At 33.2% G+C, this 18,736-nt stretch carries 16 protein-coding genes and 1 pseudogene; 3 read left to right on the top strand and 14 right to left on the bottom strand.

Annotated elements, in window-relative coordinates; translation table 11 throughout:
- Positions 1-797, bottom strand: a 797-nt coding sequence (locus VKJ25_RS15190) for a DNA cytosine methyltransferase (protein WP_324237476.1), incomplete at its 3' end; no start/stop codon positions are given.
- Positions 798-920: 123 nt separating this feature from the next.
- Entirely contained in the window at positions 921-1,289 is a 369-nt protein-coding gene (locus VKJ25_RS15185; RefSeq protein ID WP_324237474.1) for a DNA cytosine methyltransferase, read from the bottom strand.
- Positions 1,290-1,497: 208 nt separating this feature from the next.
- On the opposite strand from VKJ25_RS15185, the gene VKJ25_RS15180 reads away from it, so the two are divergent.
- Positions 1,498-2,727: a DNA sulfur modification protein DndB gene (locus VKJ25_RS15180; RefSeq protein ID WP_324237473.1), complete on the top strand. Its 1,230-nt coding sequence runs from the start codon at positions 1,498-1,500 to the stop codon at positions 2,725-2,727.
- A 71-nt stretch (positions 2,728-2,798) separates the two neighbouring features.
- On the opposite strand, the gene aspS is transcribed toward VKJ25_RS15180, so the two are convergent.
- The 7 genes and pseudogenes from aspS to VKJ25_RS15155 form a co-directional block, all read right to left on the bottom strand.
- On the bottom strand, positions 2,799-4,586 hold the full coding sequence (aspS, locus tag VKJ25_RS15175; RefSeq protein ID WP_324237472.1) for an aspartate--tRNA ligase: 1,788 nt from the start codon (positions 4,584-4,586) through the stop codon (positions 2,799-2,801).
- A gap of 503 nt (positions 4,587-5,089) precedes the next feature.
- Positions 5,090-6,349 (bottom strand): DNA (cytosine-5-)-methyltransferase, encoded by a 1,260-nt coding sequence (dcm, locus tag VKJ25_RS15170; RefSeq protein ID WP_324237471.1) that lies wholly within the window; start codon positions 6,347-6,349, stop codon positions 5,090-5,092.
- Between the two features lie 41 nt (positions 6,350-6,390).
- Positions 6,391-6,708 (bottom strand): annotated as a pseudogene (locus VKJ25_RS24880) (restriction endonuclease); the annotation flags it as partial.
- A 263-nt stretch (positions 6,709-6,971) separates the two neighbouring features.
- The gene (locus VKJ25_RS15165; protein WP_324237470.1) at positions 6,972-7,211 is read right to left on the bottom strand and encodes a hypothetical protein; all 240 of its coding nucleotides are present in this window, start codon (positions 7,209-7,211) and stop codon (positions 6,972-6,974) included.
- A complete protein-coding gene (locus tag VKJ25_RS24875; protein WP_483143746.1) occupies positions 7,147-7,491 on the bottom strand; it encodes a hypothetical protein in 345 nt (114 codons plus the stop codon). Before VKJ25_RS24875 ends, VKJ25_RS15165 begins: the two co-directional genes overlap by 65 nt.
- Complete coding sequence (locus VKJ25_RS15160) at positions 7,418-7,651, bottom strand: hypothetical protein (protein WP_324237469.1); 234 nt, start codon at positions 7,649-7,651, stop codon at positions 7,418-7,420. Before VKJ25_RS15160 ends, VKJ25_RS24875 begins: the two co-directional genes overlap by 74 nt.
- 365 nt (positions 7,652-8,016) lie before the next feature.
- Positions 8,017-8,403 carry a hypothetical protein gene (locus VKJ25_RS15155; protein WP_324237468.1) on the bottom strand — a complete coding sequence of 129 codons (387 nt, stop codon included), beginning with the start codon at positions 8,401-8,403 and terminating at the stop codon, positions 8,017-8,019.
- Positions 8,404-8,791: 388 nt separating this feature from the next.
- Between VKJ25_RS15155 and VKJ25_RS15150 the strand changes: the two genes are divergently transcribed.
- On the top strand, positions 8,792-9,412 hold the full coding sequence (locus VKJ25_RS15150) for a class II aldolase/adducin family protein (RefSeq protein WP_324237467.1): 621 nt from the start codon (positions 8,792-8,794) through the stop codon (positions 9,410-9,412).
- A 513-nt stretch (positions 9,413-9,925) separates the two neighbouring features.
- On the opposite strand, the gene VKJ25_RS15145 is transcribed toward VKJ25_RS15150, so the two are convergent.
- Positions 9,926-10,291 carry a type II toxin-antitoxin system death-on-curing family toxin gene (locus VKJ25_RS15145; protein ID WP_324237475.1) on the bottom strand — a complete coding sequence of 122 codons (366 nt, stop codon included), beginning with the start codon at positions 10,289-10,291 and terminating at the stop codon, positions 9,926-9,928.
- A gap of 26 nt (positions 10,292-10,317) precedes the next feature.
- Positions 10,318-10,551, bottom strand: coding sequence for a hypothetical protein (locus VKJ25_RS15140; RefSeq protein ID WP_324237466.1), 234 nt, complete (start codon positions 10,549-10,551; stop codon positions 10,318-10,320).
- 446 nt (positions 10,552-10,997) lie between these two features.
- Between VKJ25_RS15140 and VKJ25_RS15135 the strand changes: the two genes are divergently transcribed.
- Positions 10,998-11,462: a tellurite resistance TerB family protein gene (locus VKJ25_RS15135; protein WP_324237465.1), complete on the top strand. Its 465-nt coding sequence runs from the start codon at positions 10,998-11,000 to the stop codon at positions 11,460-11,462.
- Between the two features lie 395 nt (positions 11,463-11,857).
- Here VKJ25_RS15135 and VKJ25_RS15130 read toward each other — a convergent pair whose 3' ends face one another.
- The 3 genes from VKJ25_RS15130 to VKJ25_RS15120 form a co-directional block, all read right to left on the bottom strand.
- Positions 11,858-14,509 (bottom strand): EAL domain-containing protein, encoded by a 2,652-nt coding sequence (locus VKJ25_RS15130; protein ID WP_324237464.1) that lies wholly within the window; start codon positions 14,507-14,509, stop codon positions 11,858-11,860.
- Between the two features lie 1,227 nt (positions 14,510-15,736).
- Positions 15,737-16,192 carry a response regulator gene (locus VKJ25_RS15125; protein ID WP_324237463.1) on the bottom strand — a complete coding sequence of 152 codons (456 nt, stop codon included), beginning with the start codon at positions 16,190-16,192 and terminating at the stop codon, positions 15,737-15,739.
- Positions 16,193-16,199: 7 nt separating this feature from the next.
- Positions 16,200-18,473, bottom strand: coding sequence for a PAS domain-containing sensor histidine kinase (locus tag VKJ25_RS15120; protein WP_324237462.1), 2,274 nt, complete (start codon positions 18,471-18,473; stop codon positions 16,200-16,202).
- Between the last annotated feature and the right edge of the window lie 263 nt (positions 18,474-18,736).

The following is an 18,736-nucleotide window of genomic DNA, read 5'->3' as shown; positions in this document are numbered from 1 at the left end:
AATTGTTGCCAAGCTTGATGCTTAAATCTAAAATTTTGTTTACCAATTCTTCGACAAATCCATTCTACACAATCTGGTACAACTGAATTACCATATAAAGCATATTGATTGTAAATTTTAGCAACTCTACACCAATGATCGGGAAATCCCATTAAACGAGCATATTCAATATTAGTTAAACGGCGAAATTTATTCCCAACTTGATATCTTTCATAATGTCTAGAAGTAGAAGCGGTTAATGTAGAAGTAACCCCATTAATCCCAAATATTGTATAGCCAAGACGCGCTCCCCCACCTTGGTTATATAATATTTCCACACCATTACAATATCTATTTACAATTTGGCTCTGTTTAATTCTTTCTAGAGTATCAGAAGTAAAGTCAAATTGTGGATTTATTTCTGATTCATCTTGCAAAATATATTTGAGTTTTTTTCTGGGTTTTATATCAGCCATTAAAGGTAAAGATTGACTGTACATTTTGTTTTGATAAGCAATACCCCAATAATAATTTTTACTACTGAAATTAAGAATAGGCTCCATATATTTTTCGATTTTCTTATTATCATTGCCAGGTAAATTATCAATATCATTATCTGTTAAAAATACAGAAAGCTTTTCTAGATCGGGAGTTTTTTGTGTAGATTTAATCCTAGTACCAAAAATAAAAATTCTGTCTCGGTTCTGGGGAATACCAAAATTTATCGGGTTAATAATTCGCCATTCAATAAAATAGTCTAAGGAAGCAAAAGCATTTAATATAATTCGGAAATGATGGTCTTTTTCCATAGTCAAGATTCTTTTGACATTTTCTAATAAAAAATATTTTGGCTTTTTAGCTTGAATTATTTCAATAACTCCTTAAAAAAGTGTTCACCTTAATTTATATCTAATTGCCATTTTTTTACAAAAAAATGAGGTCTAAAGTCTCCTCTTAAAAGGGGATGAAAAAATATTTAACACGGTTCCCGAGAAATCAGTATTTGATGCCTCCGACTTTAGTCGGAGTTTCACTGATAACTGATAACTGAAATAACCCGCTTGACTAAATGGTTGACAGGGAAATCGTGCCGTTAAAATATCGTGTTCTGGAATTTCTGATGAATTAATTTGATTAATATTGTCTAATACTATGGAGCTATTACTAAAATTACTTTGATAAACTTGACAAGAAAGTTTATTAATATTATTAGCCCAAATAGTATCAATATTTGCAGCTTTCATTCCCAAACGAAAACCACCTATTCCGGCAAATAATTCTATGGCTTTTAGTTTGTTAGTTTGAGTCAATTTATTATTTCCTTTAAGTGAGTGATTTTTGATTTTGAGTGTTAGTCTGCAAATATACTTTTAGCAAAGGTTGAATTATCAACAAAGCATAGCTCAAACTTTTCCTTAAATATACTAAGTTTAAATTCATTGTATCACTGTTAGGAAAAACTTGTATACTTACTAAAGTAAAGTTAAAATTTATCAAGGTTAAACTATACTATCTCTAATGGTTCCAGTTCCTAGTATCAAAGGAAAATATGGTAGTAAGCTTTACGTCTTTCAAACGACAGTAAAGCCACTAGAAATACACAATTTATTAGGTCACGATCCCCGCAGCAAAAATTGGTCTAAACTACAGCCAGACTTAAGGGAGTTGTACGAAAATCTTCAAAGGAAAACAGATGCCAACCGTAGTAGAACAACCGCAGAATACATTAAAAAACGAATAGCAAGCGACAGATCTGAAGATATGGTAGGAGCATTTCCAGCCATATCTATTGGCATGGTTAACGTTCCTGTCTTTCAAAGCTATGACGAAACAGGAAAAGATATTGACAGTGCTATTGGTTATTTAAAGTTTGACCTCTCAGCAAGAAATATTAGAGTTCTACTTGATGGTTTAGCAAGAGTAACAGGGGCACTGGATTTGATAGAAGAAGGAGAAACTGAGGTTGTTAATTCCTTTACTTTTCCAGTGACGATTTATGCTCCAACTGAGAAAACAGGAGATTTAACAGTTGAGCAACTAGGTCAAATTTTCCATGATTTTAATTTCTTAGCAACTCCAGTTTCTAAGAGTTTGGCAGTTGCACTCGATCAGAGCGATTTATACATAGCTCTTACTAAAGCAATTGCAGAAACTCCTGTAATTGAAAGCAGAGGAGGAATGGAAAAAAATGCAACGAGGGTGACAAAGAAAAGTGGAGCATTTGTCGCACAACAGTGCTTACTAAAGTTTATTAGAGGTGCTTGTGAAGGTTACAACTTCCAAAAAAGTAACAGTAAAACTATTAGGGGTAAACGTTACTTAAACAGTGAAACTTTTGCAGATGTAAAAATATCTATTGAGGACTATCTGGAAACACTAGCTACATTAATGGGAGAAAACTTTGAAAATAAAGATTATATTCACCATACATACCCTGGTTGGTGTGCTTTAGGTCTAATTTTCTATGACTTAGAAATGTTGCTCAAAAATCGGTTAACCGATTCAGAAAAGGAAGATATTTTAAAAAAGATAGCCACAATTGATTGGTCTCGATATAACCCCAATTGGGATAATATGCTTGGCAATATGACACAGCAACCGGATGGTAAAAAAAAGCTAGTGAAAAGCTCAGGTGGTGGTGCGAGTGTAACAGATTTAGCCAACTATATTAGAAAAAAGACTGGCTTAGATGAAAAACTTAAACTTCATTCTAATACCCAAACAGAGTTAAATTTTAATCAGGAATAGTTTGATTAATTATGGCAATAAACGTAAGGGCGAATGGCTATTCGCCCCTACAGGAATTTTCCTTAAAAAACCTAAGATTTCGGTTTAGAAATGGAACTAACGTGCAACTCTTTCAACTGTTTTTTGTCAACTTCAGAAGGTGCATTTGTTAACAAGCATCTTGCTTGCTGAGTCTTCGGAAATGCAATCACATCCCGAATAGACTCCTCACCTGCTAACAACATCGTTAACCGATCTAAACCATAAGCAATACCACCGTGGGGAGGAGTGCCATATTCAAACGCTTCCAATAAAAAGCCAAATTTATTATTAGCTTCCTCATCAGATAAACTGATCGCTTCAAATACTTTCTCCTGCACATCTCGTTGATATATCCGCCGACTACCACCACCGATTTCATAACCGTTAAACACTAAATCGTAAGCTTGCGCTCGTGCTGTTGTCAGATCATCAATATCATCTGGGTGGGGTGCAGTAAATGGGTGATGCAATGCTTCCAAACGTTTTTCGTCCTCATTCCATTCAAACATCGGAAAGTCTGTCACCCACAAGAGACAGATTTTATTTTTATCAATTAACCCCAACTGTTCCCCGATCACTAACCGCAAGCGATCTAAAGTTTTGTTCACAGTATTTACTCGATCCGCAGCAAATAACAATAAATGACCAGGTTCAGCATTGGTGCGTTTGAGCAACTCCTCTTTTTGTTCCTCCGTGAGGTTGTCTTTGATAGCGCCAATAGTATCTATCTTTCCTCCCTCTTTGACGCGAATAAAAGCTAAACCTTTTGCTCCTGCTTCACTCGCTTCTTTGAATAAGTCGCCACCGGGTTTAATTCTCACATTAGAGATAGCATCGTTACCTCCAGGAATAGGCAACACTTTGACTATTCCACCAGCAGCAACAGCACCAGAAAATACTTTAAAACCAGAATCTTTTACCAAATCAGAAACATCCACTAATTCTAAACCAAAGCGAATATCCGGTTTATCACTACCATAACGTTCCATTGCTTCCACATAAGTCAGTCGGGGGAATGGTAAAGATAAATCTACACCCTTAACTTTCTGAAAAATGTATGCTACCAACTGCTCATTTAATTCCATAATTTCCTCCTGAGACATGAAACTCATTTCCATATCTAACTGAGTAAACTCCGGTTGTCGATCCGCTCGCAAATCTTCATCCCGGAAACAACGGGCAATTTGATAATAACGGTCAAAACCAGAAACCATCAACATTTGTTTAAACAGTTGGGGAGACTGGGGGAGAGCAAACCATTCCCCAGCATGAACGCGACTAGGAACCAGATAATCCCTTGCTCCTTCAGGAGTAGAACGAGTGAGAATAGGAGTTTCGACTTCAATAAAATTTTGTTCGTCCTCCAGGAAACGACGTACTGCTTTCACAACTTCATGGCGCAATAACAAGTTACGAGTCATCCGTTCCCTTCTCAAATCTAAATACCGATATTTGAGTCGCAACTCTTCCCGTACTGGTTCCATTTCAGCAGTAGAAACTTGAAATGGTAGTTGCTTACCTAAACCATTTAACAGTTTAATATCATCAGCATAAATTTCGATTTCCCCAGTAGGAAGTTTGGGGTTAAGAGACTCTTCCGGACGACGACTAACTCGACCAGTGATTTCGACCACATATTCATTTCTAATATCCCCTGCTATTTGATAGGAATCTGGTGTCCGTTCTGGGTCACTGACAATTTGGACAATGCCAGAGCGATCGCGCAAATCCAAAAAAATTACTCCGCCATGATCCCGACGACGGTCTACCCATCCATAGAGATGAACGGTTTTTCCAATACTTTTACTATTTACTTGTCCACAATAATTAGTTCGCATAATTATCTAGTGAGAAATTTAGCTAAGAAATAAACTGTTTCATTATATTAGGAGGATGCCTATAAAGGATTAATAATTTTAGGTTAAATTTCGATTTAGTAAAAAAAAAGATGGCAATATTTTGTTAGGAGATTGAATTAATCCTAGCTACTGCAAGAATTGTTATATTATGGACTATTTTTAACTCAAGCTCAAACAGCTATCAAAAATCTAAATTTTAAGGAGAATATTTAAACTAATATAGGCTTGAAAACTGGATTTTGTAGCAAGATTTATTCTGAATCATGACTTACGCAAAGGCGCTATATATATATATATAGATTATTGGTGCGTTACGAGATACGCTTTTCATGTCGCGTAGCGTTTCATCTTGGCTCAAGCGCCAAAAACGCAACCTACCAGTAGGGTTCATGGGTAAGTCCTATGAATAATAAAGCTTTTGTCAAAAACTAAAAAAAATAGCTGATAGCTGTTAGCTCACGACTGAATGTTTACGCTAATAGCTAGTTAATTATATTTAATAACAATTCTTGAGCTACGGCTTTAACTACATTAATACTTACAGAATTTCCTAATTGATAATAAGCTTTATTATTGTCAGAATGCAAAATAAAATTATCTGGAAAACCTTGTAATCTTGCAGCTTCCCTCGGAGTAATTTTTCTAATTCTATTTTGATGATAAATTCCTAACCTATTAGCATCACTTGCCACTAAAGTTACAGAAATTTTATCGGTGTCTAAAAATTTGTAAATTTCAAAAGAAAAATTACCTGCCACTGGTTTATATTTTGATTCGACTATTTGCAGATAATTTTTACTTACTAAAGAATTGAGCAAAATATTTAACTGAGGATGAGGAAAAAAACTAGCTATTTGCTCCTGACTCAACAATTTACCATCTTGATGTTTACCAAATTGACTATTTCTCCGTTTCAAAATCAAACGGTTCATTAATTCTATTTCTTCAACACTGCATTTTCCCCTCAATCCTAACTCCCAAGAATGAATCGAATTTCCACCCCGATAATCAATTAACCTCATGCCGTGTAATTTATTCAAATCTCCATTTAATCTTTCTTTTAAAGCTGCGACAAATTTTTCCGAACAATTATATTTTTCATCTGGATTATCTTCTAAAATATCCGCCACAGTTATAGATTTTTTCAGAGGATAAAATAAAGATAATTGTTGAGGATGATAAGAATGAGAATCTTTCGGACCAAGGTCAGAAATTAAATTAAATTTTGGCGTACTATCTAAAACTCCCAGGATATAAATTCGGAGACGATTTTGGGGTAAATTAAAATTCGCGCTATTCAATAAAAATATGTCAAAACTATAGCCTCTACTTTGAATTTCATGTTTAATAGTTTCGATAGTTCTACCTTGATCATTAGTCAGCAAACCACGGACATTTTCAAAGATAAAAGCTTGAGGTTTATATGTATCTATTAATCTGGTAATTTCAAAAAAAAGCGTACCTCTAGTATCCCCAAAACCAGCTTTTTTACCAGCATAAGAAAAAGACTGACAAGGAAATCCGGCTAATAATATTTGATATGGTGGTAACTTTTCAATTTTGCGGATATCTCCTAAAGAAAATTCAGCAAAATTTTTATGATAAACCAAAGCAGCGTCAGGATTTATTTCACTACTTAATACACATTCAGTTTCAATGTTTAAATATTCGGCAGCTTTTTCAAAACCTAATCTCATTCCACCAATGCCAGCAAATAAGTCAATAAAGCTAATTTTAGTCATTTTATAAGAATTATAAATAGTATGTAAATTGTTCAGTTTTTTCAATCATTATTGTTTTCTAAGTAATTTCTCAAAAAATCACAAAGAATTGACAACTCATTTTTAGAAAATGCTACAGTGCAATGACTATGGAAACAAATGGTTTGTCAAGCTGACTGTCTTTCAAAATTTCCTGCTCGATCTATAACATAAGCAATTTTGTGACCTGCTGCTTCAACTTGTTCATAACGAGCTTTTGCTTGTCCGACTTTAGGTTCAATAACACTATTAGTAGTTACTTGAAAACTTACTTCTATAGCTACATATTTCTGTTTTTTTCTGACTATAATATCAAATGAAGTTAAACGTCTTGTAATTTGGTCAGTATGAGTTACATTAGTTCAGCAATTAATAATGAACAATTAATAATTAATAATTACCCCTTCTTTAAAGAAGAGGATTGACTAATCATAAAAATTTTTGATTTATCCCCAATTCTTGGGGAGGCTTCCAGGGGTGAATTGTTGAATGAATAATTATTTACTATCAACTCTTAGATTATTAATTATTAGCTATTAACTATTAATTATTCGGTAAGGTAGCATCAGATTTTACTTCAATTCCAATAATTCCAATTTCATCTTTATATGTACTGAGGAACAAACTTTTGTGCTAAATGACCTAAAGCATTAGATTTTGCACCTCCTGTAATACGACTAACCCAAATATATCGCTGCTTAATAAAACTATCTAATTCATTAGGTTTACCCAAATAATCACCTATTTCACATCTTGCTAAAATTGAAGCAATTTCTTGATTAGTATTGCTGCAAGAACTTCCAAATAAAAGAAGCGCAATGGCATCTTTTTTTTTGTCTTTCATCTAAAGAATGTTTTACAAAAAGGTCTTTTCCATTAATTTTAAGAGTTTGATTGCTTAAGGTTTTTGTAGGTAAGGCTTGAAACTTATAAATGCGCTGACTACTTTTCCAGTAATATTTCATTTCTTCATTAGGAAACAAATTTTTAAATTCTCTACTTATACGTTTGAGCATTTCTCCTCCAAAGTCAGCCATAATAACCAAATGCTTAACAAATAAGTTTCCTGACAAAGCTGAAGAGTTTACTATTGTAAATAAGTCTTCTAATTCTAATAAATACATCAATCCTTAAGATGTTAATAAATTGTTCTTGTGTTTTTAATAACAATGGAATTATACTTAACTCTGCTTCCATTTCAGCTAATTCTGTAGGCCAAAATTTTGATGCTGCTTTTTCTAATTCCAGAAACGTTTTTATATAATCTTCTTTAGGGTTATTCATTATATTTTTTCATTTTTTTTAAGTAAAAATATCCATTATTTCCCCCTAATACCAATTTTATAAATGTTGATTACAAATTTTATAAGTAAGGAAGAAAAAAAGAAGAATATATAAAAACATAAAAAGGATAAAAATAATATATAAAACTATCTAAAATAAATTAGAGCAGCTATTTTTAAGTATATCTGATTGAGACAGACTTTTTTGCAGCATTCTTTTTTCACGCTTGGTATAATCCATCTTTTCTGGAAATGTCAAAACAAATAAAATTTTGTAGGGACGTTCCATGGAACGTCCCTACAGTGGTCTACTGATTATAAAAACCGCATAATGCTAGATTTTTCTGTTTCTCAGAATTTAGAGAATTATTGTTTAGGTTTAGTCAACACATCCCAAGCAGCTTGACCTGCTTTAACTAAGCGATCGCCAAAATCTTGAACTTCCTTAACTACTGTTTCCCAGTTAGTCTCAATATCTTTTTCTAATTGCTTACCAGCATCCTCTATTTGTTTAGGATCAATAAGTCTGATCCGTTCGATAGTTTCTCTCGCTTGTTTGACTGCTTCAATATACTTCTCACGGGTAAACTCCCCAGCAGTTTCCATTTCTGACTGAGCTAATCTTTTGATTGCTTCTATTAACTCTTGGGTTTCTTGCTGAGGGTTATTATCTCCAGAAGTAGGAGTAATTTGATTTGAAGTCTCGTCAATTTCTATGATAGCGCCCTCTTTTGGTTGATTTTGTTCTGTCATAATTTTGTTTCCTAAATTAATTAACTAATTACATTTTACATTATACAACCTAGTTTGATCAACATTCAAGAAAATGAGAAAATTTGGATATTCGATTGTCGCATTTTTGGTTGGGTTTGGAGACCAAACCCCTACAATTTTTTCTACAAAGAAACCCGTTTGGCTTTGCTACAAAGAAACTGGGTTTCTGAGTTCGTCGGTTTCTGAGTTCGTCTGCATAGTATAATTTACAGGACTTATGCAGAAAAACGTATTTCTGTCATTGCTCGCGAGGAGCGTTTGCGAAGCAGTCCGTCAGGATAGCAATCTCAAACGTGGAAATTTCTTACTAATAGGTAAGTCCTGATTTAGCTAACAACCTAATACATTAATAATTATTTTCAAATTTATGGTTATGGATGAAGGAGTAATTAAATATCATTGTGATTGGATAAAAGGAAAATCTGTAGAAGGTTTTCATATTACTGCTCTAATGCAAAAACGCGACTTAATGCACTCTTTAGGATTAATTGGAGTTTATGAAAATGGTATTGGTTTTGGTAATATTAGTCATAGAATAAATAACTCCTATCAATTTATTATTTCTGGAACTCAAACCGCTCATTTCCCAATATTAAAACCAGAATATTATACAGTAGTTACTAATTTTAATATCGAAGAAAATAGTTTAACTTGTTGCGGAGCTGTTAAAGCTTCTTCGGAGTCTTTAACTCATGCTGCTATCTATTATTATCAACCAGAAATTATGAGTATTATTCATATTCATAATCATCAGCTTTGGCAAGAACTAATGTTTAAAGTTCCTACCTCTAATCCAGATGTTCCTTATGGAACTCCACAAATGGCAAAAGAAATGTTTCGTTTGTTTGATGAAGAGAATTTAGGAACAGAAAAAATATTAGTAATGGCAGGTCACGAAGATGGGATTATTTCTTTTGGCAAAAACTTAGATGAAGCTGCTAATATTTTGTTGAATTTTATAGATAAGACCGATCTAAAATCCAGTTGAAAAATTGTCCCTATCCACGAAAGGAAGCAATCTGCACCCACCCGTGAGATTGCTTTCTGCCAAGCTGTTACCGTCACTGCGGACTTGGGTATATTCAGCAATTATAGCAGCCACCAAGGTGGTTAGGACATAGACTGATGATGAATCAAAGACCACGGAAACACTTGAACAACTGTTCCCTGTTCCCTGCTATAACAATAAAAAATTAATAATTAATAATTACCCCTTCTTAAAAAAAGGAGATTGACTAAAAGGAAATTTTTTTATTTATCCCCTATGCAAGGGGAGGCTTCAAGGCGTGAATTTTTGAATGAATAATTATTGACTATTAATTATTAATAGTTTGGTAATTATCCAGATTTTATATAAAGCATAAAGGTTTGAATATTTTTTTGCTAACGTACCATTTATTGATAGCGGTTTTCACAAAGATAGACTACAAAACTGATTCCTTTAACCCCAAATCTCTGTACTCTATAAAACATGAAAACTGCTATAAAATGTGTCAGTCCATTACAAGTTTTGGTTAACAGAATTTTCTGCTAACCACTCCCCTAGAGATTCTTGATTTTCTTCCCCACTTGCTAACTGTTCCATCATTTTTACAACTGCTGGTTCCCCTACTTCTAGTAAATAATTATTTAGCCCTAAAAAAGTATACATAACCATAAAAGTTGTTCTTTTATTTCCATCAATAAAAGGGTGATTTTTAGCTAAACCATAACCATAAGCTGCGGCAAGTTCAAATAAATTTGGTTGACCATAAATAAACAAATGTCGGGGTCTAGCTAAACTAGCAGCAAGTAAATTTTCATCTCTAATTCCTGAACTTCCTCCATGTTGCAGAATTTGGTCTGCATGAATAGCTTTAGCAATAATTTCGTCTATCCAAATAGGTTCTTTTATTATGCTAACTCTCGTAACGCATTTTTATATTTTTCACTACCTTTTTTATAGATCGCCATAGCTTTTTCAAAATCAGTTTCCTCAGTTTTATCAGTTTCTATTTCTGACCTTTCAGAATCTTCTGGCAAAAAAATCATAACTCGGACATTTGTAGGAATATTTATTTCTAGAGGATGTTCTAAAATTAGATTTCCTTTATCATCAATTTTACCGTAGGTTTCTATTACTTTCATTGACTTTATCTGAATTATTTAGTGATTATTATAAATTATAGCGTTTTTCATTTTACAGTCTTTTTTAAACGGATGAACCACATCGTCATAGTCAAAATCTTGTAGGGAGGTTGCATGGAACGTCCCTACAGTGGTTAACTAATATAAAAACTTCTTAATGAATGAAATGCACCCCATTAATTTCTACTAATCAAGCCAGTTTACAGGAGGTACTTTGAGTTAATACTTTACCATAATTTTCATCTTGGTATCAGAATTTTAATTGACTTAATGCCAAGGGTGGTCACCAGAAAACTAGCAAATTTTAGTTATTTCTTTTGTTTTATAATTTCTAATACTTAAATTCGTTAATTTCAAAAACAAACCGGCTCCTACTCTATACAATCTGGCACAACTGAATTACTATATTAGAACTAAAGAAAACAAAAAATAACTAAGGAGAAAAAATGGGATTATTTGACAGAGTGCATCAATCTGAAAGTCTCAAAAGTGATAATGTCAGAAGTGAAATAATTTTAGGACCTGCTGAATCATTTGCTGCTATTATGTTAGTGGTAATTTCTGCTGATAATTATTTAGCTGATGTTGAAACTGACTTACTTCTTACTTTTTTAGGTCGAATGCAGCTTTTCAGAAATTACTCCAGTGAAGTTATGGAGAGAATGTTTGATAAACTTGGTGAAATCCAGAAAAAAAAGGGAGATGAAGCACTTATTGATGCAGCTTTTAAGTCGCTTCCCCACGATTTGTATGAGACTGCTTTTGCGATCGCTACTGACCTTGTTTTATCAGATGGTCAAGTTACAAAAGAGGAAGAGGAGCTTTTAGAGAGTTTGTGTGAAGCGCTCGACATTCCGGAAAAGAGAGTAAATGAAATTATTCGCGTCATGCTCATTAAAAATCAAGGTTAGTATTATTGAGCTTTACCTGATCTACTTGGAATCTGCTTTCAATAATGGATAATTGATAATTACCTCTCCCTAAAAGCAAGAGGATTGAATAAAAGGAAAAAATTTATTTCTGTTGGTCGTTAGATATGGTTAGGGAACCCATCCATCTTACCCTTCGGGAAGCTCCGCTGAGGACCGCTTTTTCCCCTTTAAAGGGGAGGCTTCAAGGCGCGAATTATTTAATTATTTAGTTATTAATTCTTCGGTAATTATCCATTATTAATTATTAATTATTAATTATCCTAGTTAGTTAGGTACACACCGCGAGCTTTCCGGCTCGCACTGGATAGATTTAATTATTAATATCTGTATTTAAGATACTTGGAATCTGCTGTAATTATCCATTATTATTTATCTTATACCATTGTTATTAGTTGACTGGGTTTCTCAATATGAAATCCTTGACCATAGTCAATACCTAAATCAGTAATTTTATTCAAAATAGATTCGGTTTCTATATATTCAGCAATCACCTTTAAATCCATTGTTTTACCAATATTATAAATACTCTCTACTATTCCTTGAGAAAGAGAATCTTGTTCTATATTTCTAATAAACATCCCATCAATTTTCAAGTAATCTACTGGCAAGTTTTTCAGATAATAAAAAGAAGACATTCCTGTGCCAAAATCATCTAATACAAAACTACAACCTAATTTTTTTAAAGACCGAATAAACTTAGCTGCATTTTCTAAATTAGCAATAGCTACAGTCTCAGTAATTTCAAAACAAATTTGTTTGGGAGACACCTGAGAAATAGCAAATTGATGTTCAATAAATTCTGAAAAAGAACTATCATTAATACTAACTCCAGAAAGATTAACTGTAAAAATTAAGTCTTGGTATAACTTAGTAATTTGAGGTAGAGACAAATAAGATAATAGAGTTTTTATTACCCAACGGTCAATTCTCAGCATTAAATGATAACGCTCTGCTACCGAGAGAAAAGTAGTTGGTGAAATTACTTTTCCAGAACCATCCCAAAATCTGAGCAGAATTTCACAAAGCTTGGTTTTTACACCTTCATGTAGTGGTAATATTGTCTGACCATACAAACAGAAACGATTTTCCCCCAAAGCATCTTTTAGTTGTCTAACTAAATTAATTTCTTGTTTTTGCTCTTCCAGATTTTGCATGGATGTATTATATATTTCCACGCGATTTCTACCAGAAATTTTAGCATTATAAAGAGCCATATCTGCGGCTTGAATCAACAGCTCTGGATTAGATTGACTGTCACAATTTATATTTGCTAATCCTAAACTACTTGTCACCCATTTACTCACTGCTGAAGCTTGGTGAGGAATTTTTAAAGCTTCAATTTCTGTTCTAATATTTTCTGCTACTTGAAAAGCTCCTTTTATGGGAGTATTTGGTAATACAACTGCAAATTCTTCCCCTCCATATCTAGCCACAAAATCTCCTGGTCGTTTCACTGTAGCACGAATAGTCTGAGCTACCTGTTGTAAACATTTATCTCCTTGCTGATGACCGTAAGTATCATTATAAAATTTAAAACAATCTACATCTACCATAATAATTGACATTGAAGCCCGATCTCTTTCTAATCTTCTCCACTCTTCTAGTAATTTTTCTTCAAAGTGACGACGATTATAAACACCTGTCAAAACATCAATATAAGCTATTTTTTCTAATTCTTGATTTAGTTGTTTTAAACGATCATAAAGTTGAGCTTTTTGAATAGCAATTCCTATCTTATTTGCCAAGCGTTTTAATAAATCAGTTTCAGATTTTTCCCACTCCCTTTTTTCCCGACAATGATGAGCAATTAATAATCCCCACACCACAATTCCTGATGTTTGTGTTTCTATTTCTTGTTGATTAATTAATATAGGTAATGCTATATTTGCTTTGACTTGAAATAACCTAAATAAATTTTGGTAGGACTCTTTAATTTCTCGAATATCGACATCATTTACTATATTTATATAACCTTTCTTATATCGTTCTAAAATATTTTCGTCAGAAAAAAACGGGTCGCCAATAACTCTACCTAAAAGCGTGGGATAACCTTCTCTAACAGATTCTTTCTCAACAATACCACTTGAATCTGATAGAAAACGGTAAATAATTACGCGATCGCATTCTAAAAAATCCCTAACGGAATGTACGATAGTTTCTAATATTTCTTCCAGATTTAAAGACTGATTAATTCTGTCTATAATTATCCCTAATAAATGTTCTTTTTGCCGAATTTTTTGTAGTTCTAATTCAGCTTCTTTGCGCTCTGTAATATCGAGCATTGTACCAAATATTCCTTTAGTTTCGGAGTTATTATTGACTACTAAAGTAGACTTAGTATAGATATATCTAAATTTACCATCAGGTCGAATAATTTTGTATTCTGATTCAGCATAAGCTTTTTTTTCTAATACTAAAGCTAGATTTTCTTTTAATAATTCTTGACTTTCAGAAACGAACCTTTTCAACAATTCTGAATAAGTTATTTCTGATTTATTGCCATTAAAACCAAAAATTCTAGAAGCTTCATCAGATAAAGTTATTTTTTCTGTATTTATGTCATATTCCCAGTTACCTAAATGAGCAATTTTTTCTGCTTCTTGTAGTTTAGCTTGGCTTTCTTTGAGAGCTTTGAAATTTTGATTTCTTTCAATTGCATAAAGAATTACTCGCTCTAATATATATGATTTTATTTCTGACTTATGTAAATAATCTGCTGCACCTAAACTAAGAGCAGCTATATCTAATTCTTCATCGTTTTGAGCTGTGAGTAATATAATTGGTATTTGGCAATTTTTAACAATTTCTGTTTGTAGTAATTCTAACCCATCTTTTTCTCCTAAACGATAGTCAACTAAATAAACATCATGTTGACTTTTCTTGATTGCTGCTAATCCTCCTCGATAAGTATTTTCCCAATCTAACAAGACTTTTAGTCTTTCTAATTCTGATAATAAATCATCAAGCAAAAGATAATCATCTTCATCATCTTCTATTAAAAGCACTCTAATAATTTCTTGGTTCATTGGAATAATTTGTATTTTTTTAGGTAGTTATATTATGTTCGTTTGAATACTGACACTTTACAGGAAGTAAGGGGGAAAACAAAAGGAAAGAAGGGAGAAATTTTTTTATAACTGATTATCCGAACACGATCAGGACTTACGCAAAGGCACTATATATAGATTATTGGTGCGTTACGTTAGGCTAACACACCCTACCAATAGCGTTCATGCGTAAGTCCTAATGATATTATTTATATATAGCAATCCGTGCGGAGGTTGTGACAAATCAGAAAGTAAATAAATCAACTGAAACTCCCGCTTTTTCCTTGTTCCTTGTTCCCTAAAAAAACAGTAATATTTTTGACACAAATAAAATAGGATTATTACATATAGGATAAATCAAATTTTTGTATTTTGCCATTTTACAATACAAAGAAAAAGGAGTATACGGGAAAATTGAGAAGTAATTTTTTTTGTTCAACTCTTGCAAAAATGCTAACTTTTTGAGTGTGTGAGACTAAAAATATGGTACTTATTTTATTATAATTAAAAAATGTTAAACCCTTTATCTACCAATTATTCAGCAATAAAGCCATGCACAATTAATAATTACTATTTCTTCAAAGAAGGGGATTGACTAATCATGAAAATTTATCCCCAATCCTTAGTCCGGGTTCCAGGGGTGAATTGTTGAATGAATAATTATTGACTATCAACTTTTAATTATTAATTATTAACTATTAATTATTAATTATTCGGTAAGCATTTCCTGCGGAATGCTTCGTCAACAGTTATTAGCTGTTAGCTAACTTCTTGGATCGGAATTCCTTTAACAGCAACAAGACTCTGCTTTTAAAGTTATCCATTATCAAGCTTTATATCAAGATAGATGAAGTGCATCTCAATATACATCTTCGGAAAAGAGGGAACAGGGAACACTTAACGCTTAACTGGGAAGAGTAATTGATGCTTTCGTATGGGAGAATTGATTCTATTTTTTATTTCTGGAGATGTCTAATACATAAAGAAAGGGAAAAATTTATTGCTTTTAGGGAACAGGAAATAGGTATGGAGAAAATAGGTATGGAGGAAAAAAGCATTTTTGCAAATAAATGTGAGATGCACCTAAGAGATATTTATAAAGTATAGTCTTAAAGATGAGGTTTATATCTAAAACAAAAAAAATAGCTGATAGCTGATAACTGAATCTTTACATCAATTCTTTGATAATCGATCGGCAATATCTAATTAGGGATAAGTAGGAAGTTCAACAATTTCAAACCAATAATTACCCAACTGCTTCATCATTTCTATTAACCTCTCAAACGTTACTGGTTTCACAATAAAAGAATTTCCTCCTAATAGATAAGAACGATAAATATCTTCCTCCGCTTTAGAAGTAGTTAAAATCACAATTGGAATTGAACATAAATTAGAGTCACTTTTAATTTCTTTAAGAGCTTCCCGACCATCTTTTTTAGGCATATTTAAGTCTAATAAAATTAGCCCTGGTCGAGGAGAACTTTTAGGGTCTTGATAAGCACCTCTATGATACAAAAAGTCTAATAATTCTTCTCCATCTTTCACAATATATAATTCATTTAATAATTGACTTTCTTCAAAAGCTTCAATGGCTAAAAGACGATCGTCTTCGTCGTCTTCAGCTATCAAAATAGGTAGTGTTTTTTTCTGTATGTTTGCCATTCTTATCCTACTGTTTAAGTGGTAAAGTAATTATAAAAGTAGTTCCTTGACCTAAAGAACTATGGGCAGTAATACTACCCTGATGACGTTCTACTATTTTACGACATATTGCTAATCCCATCCCAGTTCCTTCATATTCTTGTCTACCATGCAACCGTTGGAAAGGGGCAAATATCCTATCTAAATACTTTTCCTCAAAACCAATACCATTGTCAGAAACCTTAATTTCTGCTTGAGCAGTTTCTAGAATCAATTTTGCTTCTACCTTGACAAATGGTGACTGTTCTGGTAAATGAAATTTAATAGCATTACTAATTAAATTTTGCAACAGTTGTCGCATCTGGGTAGGGTCAGCATGAATCATTGGCAAATCTCCTACTTCTACCCTAGCTTTTGTTTTCTCGATAGTAGTTTCTAGATCGCTCAGAACTTCTGCTACTATTTGAGAGAGAGAAACAGATATAAACTCTTCTGCTTTAGTCCCCACACGAGAAAAGTCTAATAAATCTCTAATCAGAGTTTGCATTCGATGGGCAGCATTTTGCATTCTTTCTAAATAGTCACGCCCTTTTTCATCCAATGCTTCAGCGTATTTTAACTTCAGGCGATCGCCAAAAGCTTGAATTTTCCTCAGTGGTTCCTGGAGATCGTGGGAAGCAACATAAGCAAAATCTTGTAATTCTCGGTTACTATTTTTTAATTTAGTAATCAGATTTTTCTGCTGCATTTCATACCGCTTGCGTTGACTAATATCCTGAACTTGAACAATCAAATGAAGAGGAACTCCTAAAATGCTATATGCAGCAGAAATACTAACGATCGCCCAAATAATCTGCCCTTGTTTATGAATGTATTGTTTCTCCATTTTGGAAAAATTCCGTTTATTATCTATTACTTCCTGACAAGAAGCAAGAATAGCTAATATATTTTGAGGATGAACAATTTTTGTCAAACTTAATCTCATTAACTCAGTTTCATCATAACCAGCGATCTGACATAAAGCATGATTAACCCTAATTAAATTACCCTCTGGTGATACCAAAGCCATACCAATAGGTGCATTCTCAAAAGCTTGCCGAAAAAGTTCTTCTCGTTCTGCCAATTTTGATATTTCCAACTGTTTGCGCTGACTAATATCCCTAGTCGTCACTGCCACACCATCTTCTAAGGGAACCACAGTATGCTGTAACCACTTGATATCATTTCCAAAGCTATCTGTCGCGAACTCTTCTGAAAGAACCTCTCCTGTTTCTACCACTTGAATGTATTTTTGACAAAAGCTTTCTCTACAGTAGATAGGAAATATTTTACATAATCTTTGCCCCAATACTTCTGATTTAGTCAGAGAAATAAGTTTTTCAGTGGGGGAGTTTATATCTACAAAAGTAAAATCAATTATCTTTCCGGTTTCATCTCGTAAACTCTCCAGAATAAAGAAACTGTCTAAACTTGCTTCCGAAGCAGCACGAAATCTGGCTTCACTTTTCTTGAGTGCTTCCTCAGCAGCTATGCGATCGCTAATATCTCTCCCCACTGCTTGAAATTCAATTAACTCTCCTTCAGTATTATAGATCCCGCGGTTAATCCATTGCATCCAACGTACTTGCTCTCCCACAAAAACTCGATTTTCGACTTCTCCTACTGGGTTTTCTGGATTCAAAGATGCCAATAAACTGTCAATTTTTTCTCGATCTGGGGGAAAAATTAGAGGTTGGTAGACTTGACCTATTAGTTCAGCTTTTTCCTTGTCAAAATAGCGACAAAAAGTATCATTAACCAAAGTCAAAGTTCCATCTGTTTGAAAACGAGCAATACACTCTGTTTGATCTTCAATAACAGCACGATAACGTTGTTCACTTTGACGAAGTTCATTTTCTATTTTTTGACGCTCAGTTATTTGTCTTTGCAGTTGTTGATTTGCTATTTCTAGTTGAGCTGGAGTTGGCATTGCTAACGCTTGAGGAATTATAGGAAATAATTCAAACGCTGTCAATACTGAAATGATGGCAGTTATCGCTTTAATAATTCCTGAAACCCAGTAAGTAGGATTCCATAGAGTCCAGACTTCCATAATATGAGTGGTACCACAGGCAATGATAAACCAACTAAATAGCCAGAATATAGAAAGAAAAGGTAAATCCTCTCTTTGTCTAATAAAGTAAATTAACATTAAAGGAATAGAATAGTAAGCGATCGCAATCAGAGTATCTGAGATTAAATGGAGGCTAACTAAACCATGATTCCATAGATAACAGTGTCCATGAGGTATATATTGAAACATAATGATAATATTCAAGAATAAGTAGGAAATAGACAGAAAGAAGGAATTGATTATATTTTTCAGGACTTACGCACGAACGCTATTAGTAGGGTGCGTTTCGCTAACGCACCTAAACCCTGTATATGGTAGCTTTGCATAAGTCCTGATTTTTAATTTTTGCCAAAGTATTTGGAATAATATCATCTACTATCTAATATTTTTCCAGAGATTAATTAACAAGTGTGAACAAAATCTACTAAGTATTAGGTTTATTGCCAAATATA

This window comes from Okeania sp. (assembly GCF_035285525.1).
In the GTDB taxonomy this organism is placed as follows: Bacteria; Cyanobacteriota; Cyanobacteriia; order Cyanobacteriales; family Microcoleaceae; genus Trichodesmium.
The sequence above is the reverse complement of the archived record's forward strand: the minus strand, read 5'-3'. Positions and strand labels throughout refer to the sequence as shown.